Origin of the sequence: Rhodovulum sp. DZ06 (assembly GCF_050586345.1) — a bacterium.
GTDB lineage: Bacteria > Pseudomonadota > Alphaproteobacteria > Rhodobacterales > Rhodobacteraceae > JBOCEF01.
The window spans coordinates 1-6,695 of sequence record NZ_JBOCEF010000087.1; the positions used below are offsets into that span (position 1 = coordinate 1).

Sequence of the window (6,695 nt, forward strand, 5' to 3'; positions counted from 1 at the left end):
CTTGAGGGTGGCGGGCGCAGTGTTTTTTTGTGGGAGGTAGGGGGTGGGGCGGGCTTTGGGGGGGGGGGGGGGGGGGGGAGGGGGCCCCCCCCCCCTCCCCCCCCACACCCCCACCTCCCGCATGCTGGGGGTGCACGCGGCTCGGGCGTAGCGCTCCGACCCCAAGACATTGGGGGTCTCAAGGGGGCGCAGCCCCTTTGATCGGGGGGCGGCGCACTGCGACGCCGGGGCGGAAGCCTCCGCAATCCGCGGTTACTTGATCGCCAGCAGCTCCGCCGCGCGCGCCGCGTGATAGGTCAGGATCCCGTCGCAGCCCGCGCGTTTGAAGGCCATCAGCGTCTCGAGCACCACCTTGTCGCCATCGAGCCAGCCCGCGCGGATCGCGCCCTCGATCATCGCGTATTCGCCCGACACCTGGTAGGCGTAGGTCGGCGCGCCGAAGGCGTCCTTCACCCGGCGGCAGACGTCGAGATAGGGCATCCCGGGCTTGACCATGATCATGTCCGCGCCTTCCTCGAGGTCCATCGCCGCCTCGCGCAGCGCCTCGTCGGTATTGGCCGGATCCATCTGGTAGGTCTTCTTGTCGCCCTTCAGCGCCCCCGAGGCGCCCACGGCGTCGCGGAACGGCCCGTAATAGGCGCTGGCGTATTTCACCGCGTAGGACATGATCATCACGTCCTGGAAGCCGCGCGCCTCCATCGCCGCGCGGATCACGCCGACGCGCCCGTCCATCATGTCCGACGGCCCCTGGATGTCGCAGCCCGCCTCGGCCTGGGCGATCGCCTGTTTCTCGAGCGCGGCCAGCGTCTCGTCGTTCAGGATCACGCCGTCCCGGACGATCCCGTCATGGCCGTCCGAGTTGTAGGGGTCGAGCGCCACGTCCAGCAGCACGCCCATGTTCGGCACGGCCTGCTTGATGGCGCGGGTGGCGGTGTTCACGAGGTTATCGGGGTTCCACGCCTCTTCCGCGCCGGGGGTCTTCTTCGCGGGGTCGGTATAGGGGAACAGGGCGACGCAAGGGATGCCGAGATCCGCGGCGCGGCGGGCCTGTTCCACGATCCGGTCGACGGTCAGGCGGCTGACGCCGGGCATCGAGGGGATGGGCTCTTCGCCGTTCACGCCGTCGATGACGAACATCGGCCAGATCAGGTCGGCGGGGGTCAGCACCGTCTCGCGCACGAGGTCGCGCACCCAGGGCGCCTGGCGCAGGCGGCGGGGACGGGCGGCGGGGAAGGGGGCGAAACGCGGCTGCATGGGGCGGACTCCGGCGGGGGGGCCCGGCGCGGGGGCAGGGCAAGGGGCATCTGCGTGCCACGGAACGCCGCCCACGGGCAAGGGCGCGCTGGGCCGCGGCGGGTTGGAGGGCGGGACCGGGCATGGCTGGGCGTGGCGCCGCGGTGTGGCCGGGCGTGACGCCGCGGCGGATTGGAGGGCGAGGCCGGGCGTGGCTGGGCATGACGCTGCGGGCGGGGGCGGGCATGGCCCCGCGGCGGCCGTGGCGGGCATGGCGCCGCCGCGGGACCGGCGGGAACGGCGGCGCGGCGGCGGCGCGGGGCCGGGCGCGTCGCGGGGCCCGGCCGCCGGATCGCCCGCCCGGGCCGCCCGGGCCGCCCGGGGCGTGCGGGCGGCGCCGCTTTCGCGCCTGCGCCCCGGCCCTGCCGCCCGCATGGCGCGCCCGAGGCGACCCGCCGCCGCCTCTCGGCCGTCCGGCCCCGCCGCCCATCCCCCCGCGGTCCGGCGCCGCGGGAGGGGGGCGGCGGGCCTCCGCCCCCTCGCCACCGTCCCCGGAATGGGTATAGTCCCCCGGCGGCCGCGCCGGAGCATTCCGGCCCCGGCCGGGAACGCGTCATGACCGGCATCGGCGCGGGAAATTCGACGGGGCGGCGCCCCCGGACTGGGCATGCTCGACGACACCACCTTCCTCTCGGTCTGGTACTGGGCCCTCGCCATCGCGATCTGGTCCGAGATCGCGGCCTACACCTATGGCGTGCCCGCCCGCCAGCTGCACGAGGCGCAGCGCGAGGGCGGCGAGGCGGCGGCGCTGACCGACGCGCTCGCCCGCCGCTTCGCCGCGCGGGCCGACGCGTTCTGGCGGCGCACCGGCGCCTGGTCGGTGGCGGGCGCGGGGGCGACGGTGGGCGCGCTGTGCATGCTCGCCTTCGCCGCGGGATCCGAGATCGCGCTCGGCCTGCTGCTGCTCGTCACCCCCACCGCCGCCGTCGCGGGGTTCGGCCTGCACGAGGCGCTGCTGGTCCACAAGCACCAGCCCTCGCAGCAGGTCCTGCTCGAGGTCCTGGTGACCCGCCGGCGCATCAACATCGCCGCCGGGGTCGCGTCGATCAGCGCCACCGCGCTTCTTTTCGTCCTGATCAACTTCGACCGCCTGTTCCCCTTCGCCGCGCTCTGATCGGCGGGCCGGGGGATGTCGAAGGGGGCGCGCCCCCTTCGAGCGGGGGACCGGGGGCGGCAGCCCCCGCAACGCCCTTTCAGCGCCCCGTCCCGCCTCCCGACGCCCCCGACACGCCCCCCCCACGCACGCGCCGCTTGCGCGCGCGCGCGCCGCGCGCTACCTCCGCCGCCATGGCCGAAACCGAACCGCTCCGCCCAGGACAGGTCCTCGCCGGCGGCGCGCCCGAGGGTCTGGACGCAAAACTCGTCGCAGATCTCGCCCGCCGCGCAGGCGGGCCGGTGATCCATGTCGCCCGCGACGCCGCCCGCATGGCCGCCTTCGCCGAGGCGCTGCGCTTCTTCGCCCCCGACATGCCTGTCCTGCGCTTTCCCGCCTGGGACTGCCTGCCCTACGACCGCGTCTCGCCGAACCCCGAGATCAGCTCCGAGCGGATGGCGGCCCTCGCCGCCCTCGCCGACGGCTGGCCGGGCAAGGGCGCCGCGGGCGGCAAGAAGGGCGGCGGCGCGGGGGTCGTCCTCACCACCCTCTCGGCCGCGATCCAGCGCACCCCGGCGCGCGCCCTCATCAAGGACGCCTCCTTCACCGCCGAGGTGGACGGGCCCATCGACCTCGAGGCGCTGAAAGCCTTCCTCGCGCGCATGGGCTTCAACCGCGCCGCCACGGTCACCGAGCCCGGCGATTTCGCCATCCGCGGCGGCGTGGTGGACATCTTCCCCCCGGGCCACGCCCTCCCGGTCCGGCTCGACATGTTCGGCGACATCCTCGACGGCGCGCGCACCTTCGACCCCGAGACCCAGCGCACCGAGGAGAAGATCCGCCGGGTGGAGCTCGCCCCCGTCTCGGAGGTCATCCTCGACGAGGACAGCATCGCCCGCTTCCGGTCCCGCTACCGCGAGCTCTTCGGCGCCGCGGGCCTCGACGACCCGCTCTATGAAGCGGTCAGCGCCGGGCGCAAGCACCAGGGGTTGGAGCACTGGGCCCCCCTGTTCCACGAGAAGATGGACACCATCTTCGACTTCGCCCCGGGCGCCCCCGTCTCCCTCGACCACCAGATCGAGGAGGCGCGCGAGGCGCGGGCGGAGATGATCCGCGACCACTACAACGCAAGGGCCGAGGCGCTGAAGGAAAAGCGCGGCGGCATGGGCGCGCCGGTCTACAAGCCGGTGCCGCCCGACCGGCTGTTCCTCGACGACGCGGGCTGGGAGGGGGCGCTGTCCGGCCGCCACCTGCGCCGCCTCTCGCCGCTGCCGCAGCCGCCGGGGCCGGGCTGCATCGACCATGGCGGGCGCCTCGGGCGCACCTTCGCCGCGGAACGCGCGCAGGACGGGGTCAACGTCTTCGACGCGCTGGGCGATTTCCTCTCGGACCGGCGCCGCCGCAAGACGGTGATCTTCGCCACCTATTCCGAGGGCTCGCGCGACCGGGTGATGACCCTGATGGGCGATCACGGGGTCGACGGGCTGCGCGAGGTGTCCCGCTTCGCCGATGTCGACGGCGGCAAGGGCGGCAAAGGCGGCCCGGTCAATGTCGCGGTCTGGGGCCTCGAGCACGGGTTCGAGACCGAGGATCTTTGCGTCGTCTCCGAGCAGGACGTGCTGGGCGACCGGCTGATCCGCGCGCCCAAGAAGCGCCGCAGGGCGGAGGACGTGCTGACCGAGGCGGCGACGCTTTCCGTCGGCGACCTGATCGTCCATGCCGATCACGGCGTCGGCCGCTATCTCGGGCTTGAGACGGTGACGGCCGCGGGCGCGCCGCATGAATGCGTGGCGCTGGAATATGCGGGCGGCGACAAGCTCTACCTGCCGGTCGAGAATATCGAGCTTCTCTCCCGCTACGGGCACGAGGAGGGGCTGCTCGACAAGCTCGGCGGCGGGTCCTGGCAGGCGCGCAAGGCGAAGATGAAGCAGCGCATCCGCGAGATGGCGGAGAAGCTGATCCGCATCGCCGCGGAGCGCACCCTGCGCAAGGCGCCCGTCATCGAGACCCAGCCCGGCGCCTGGGAGGATTTCTGCGCCCGCTTCCCCTACCAGGAAACCGACGACCAGCTTTCCGCCATCGAGGACGTGCTGAACGATCTCTCCTCCGGCGCCCCCATGGACCGGCTGGTCTGCGGCGACGTGGGCTTCGGCAAGACCGAGGTCGCCCTGCGCGCCGCCTTCGTCGCCGCCATGGCCGGCACGCAGGTGGCGGTGGTGGCGCCGACCACGCTGCTCGCCCGCCAGCACGCCAAGGGCTTCGCGGAGCGGTTCAAGGGGCTGCCCCTCGTGGTCCGGCAGCTGTCGCGCTTCGTGTCGGCCAGGGAGGCGACCGAGACCCGCAAGGGCCTTGCCGACGGGTCGGTCGACATCGTCATCGGCACCCATGCGCTGCTGGCCAAGACCATCAAGTTCAAGGATCTCGGCCTTCTCATCATCGATGAGGAACAGCATTTCGGCGTCGCCCACAAGGAGCGCCTGAAGGCCCTGCGCAGCGACGTCCACGTGCTGACCATGACCGCGACGCCGATCCCGCGCACGCTGCAGCTCGCCATGTCCGGCGTGCGCGAACTCTCGCTGATCGCCACGCCGCCGGTGGACCGCCTCGCCGTCCGCAGCTACGTCGCGCCCTTCGACCCGGTGACGGTGCGCGAGGCGCTGCTGCGCGAGCGGTATCGCGGCGGCCAGTCCTATTTCGTGGTCCCGCGGATCAAGGACCTCGCGGAGATGGAGGAGTTCCTGAAGGAGCAGGTCCCCGAGGTCTCCTACACCGTCGCCAACGGCCAGATGGCGGCCGGGGACCTCGATGAGCGGATGAACGCTTTCTACGATGGCAAGCAGGACGTGCTGCTGGCCACGTCCATCGTGGAATCCGGCCTCGACATCCCGCGCGCGAACACGCTGATCGTGCATCGGGCGGACATGTTCGGCCTCGCCCAGCTCTACCAGCTGCGCGGGCGCGTCGGGCGGTCGAAACTGCGCGCCTACGCCTATTTCACCACCGAGCCGAGGAAACCCCTGACCCCGGGGGCCGAGAAGCGGCTGAAGGTGCTGGCGTCGCTGGAAGGGCTGGGGGCCGGCTTCACCCTCGCCTCCCACGATCTCGACATCCGCGGCGCGGGCAACATCGTGGGCGAGGAGCAGTCGGGCCATATCCGGGAGGTCGGGTTCGAGCTTTACCAGCACATGCTGGAGGAGGCGATCGCCAGGATGAAGTCGGGCGAGCTCGAGGGGCTCTCGGACGAGGGCGACTGGGCGCCGCAGATCAATCTCGGCGTGCCGGTGCTGATCCCCGAGGAGTACGTGCCCGATCTCGACGTGCGCCTCGGCCTCTATCGCCGCCTCTCGTCGCTCGAGACGAAGGAGGAGCTGGAGGGCTTCGGCGCCGAGCTCTACGACCGCTTCGGCAAGCCGCCCTCGGAGGTGCAGACCCTGCTGCGCGTGGTGCGGGTCAAGACCATGTGCCGGAGGGCCGGGATCGCGCGGCTCGACGGCGGGCCGAAGGGCGCGGTGCTGCAGTTCCGGGACGACAAGTTCAAGGACCCGGGCGGGCTGGTGCAGTGGATGCACTCGCAGAACGGCTGGGCGAAGATCAAGGACAACAAGCTGGTCGTGAAGCGCGACTGGCCGGATGATGCGGCGCGGGTGAAGGGCGCCTTCGCCATCGCGCGGGACCTGTCGAAAGTGGTGAAGGGGACCTGGACGCCGCCCACGACGCTGCCCCCGCCGCCGAAGGAAGAGAAGAAGAAGGCCCCCGCCGCGCTTACGAAACCGATGGCGCGCGGGCGCACCGCGCTGGGCCGCGGCCCGGGCGGCGGCGGATCGCGCGGGGGCGGCGGGGGCTATGGCGGCGGCGGCTTCGGCGGCGGACGCCGCGGGCGCTGAGGCGGCGGCCGGGCAGGGCGCCGCGGCGCCTGTCCCCCGCGGCTGCGCCTGCGCTGATCGGCTCTCCGGCTCTCCGCCCGCGCCTCCCACCCCCACGTCGCCCCTCCCTCCCCGCCCGGATCCACGCGCCACACCCGCCGCCCCGCGAGAGGGCGGAGGCCGGGTCAAGGATCGCGCAGCGACCCGCGCAGCGGGCTTGTCCTTGACGCGGCCTGCGCCCGACCCATGCTCGGGATTACGACCTGGGGGGAGGCCCCTCCCCTCAGGCGCTTCCCAGCAGCACCCCTCCATTTCCCATCCCACGCCTCCGCCTGCCATCCCGGGCGCCGTCACCCTGCGCTTCCCTCTCCATCCCGGGCGCCCCGCCGCGGGTAGGAGAGGGGGAGCGCGAGGGGGAGAGGAGGGGGGCGCGCCCCCTTCCTCTC

General features: G+C 73.1%; 3 protein-coding genes. 2 read left to right on the forward strand and 1 reads right to left on the reverse strand.

What is annotated here, in order from left to right:
* Positions 1–252: 252 nt before the first annotated feature.
* Positions 253–1,254: a porphobilinogen synthase gene (gene hemB, locus ACQ5SO_RS21040; protein WP_430943619.1), complete on the reverse strand. Its 1,002-nt coding sequence runs from the start codon at positions 1,252–1,254 to the stop codon at positions 253–255.
* A gap of 646 nt (positions 1,255–1,900) precedes the next feature.
* On the opposite strand from hemB, the gene ACQ5SO_RS21045 reads away from it, so the two are divergent.
* Both ACQ5SO_RS21045 and mfd read left to right on the forward strand, forming a co-directional pair.
* Positions 1,901–2,407, forward strand: a complete 507-nt coding sequence (locus ACQ5SO_RS21045) for a hypothetical protein (RefSeq protein ID WP_430943620.1) — start codon at positions 1,901–1,903, stop codon at positions 2,405–2,407.
* A gap of 173 nt (positions 2,408–2,580) precedes the next feature.
* On the forward strand, positions 2,581–6,270 hold the full coding sequence (gene mfd, locus ACQ5SO_RS21050) for a transcription-repair coupling factor (RefSeq protein ID WP_430943621.1): 3,690 nt from the start codon (positions 2,581–2,583) through the stop codon (positions 6,268–6,270).
* Positions 6,271–6,695: the final 425 nt, after the last annotated feature.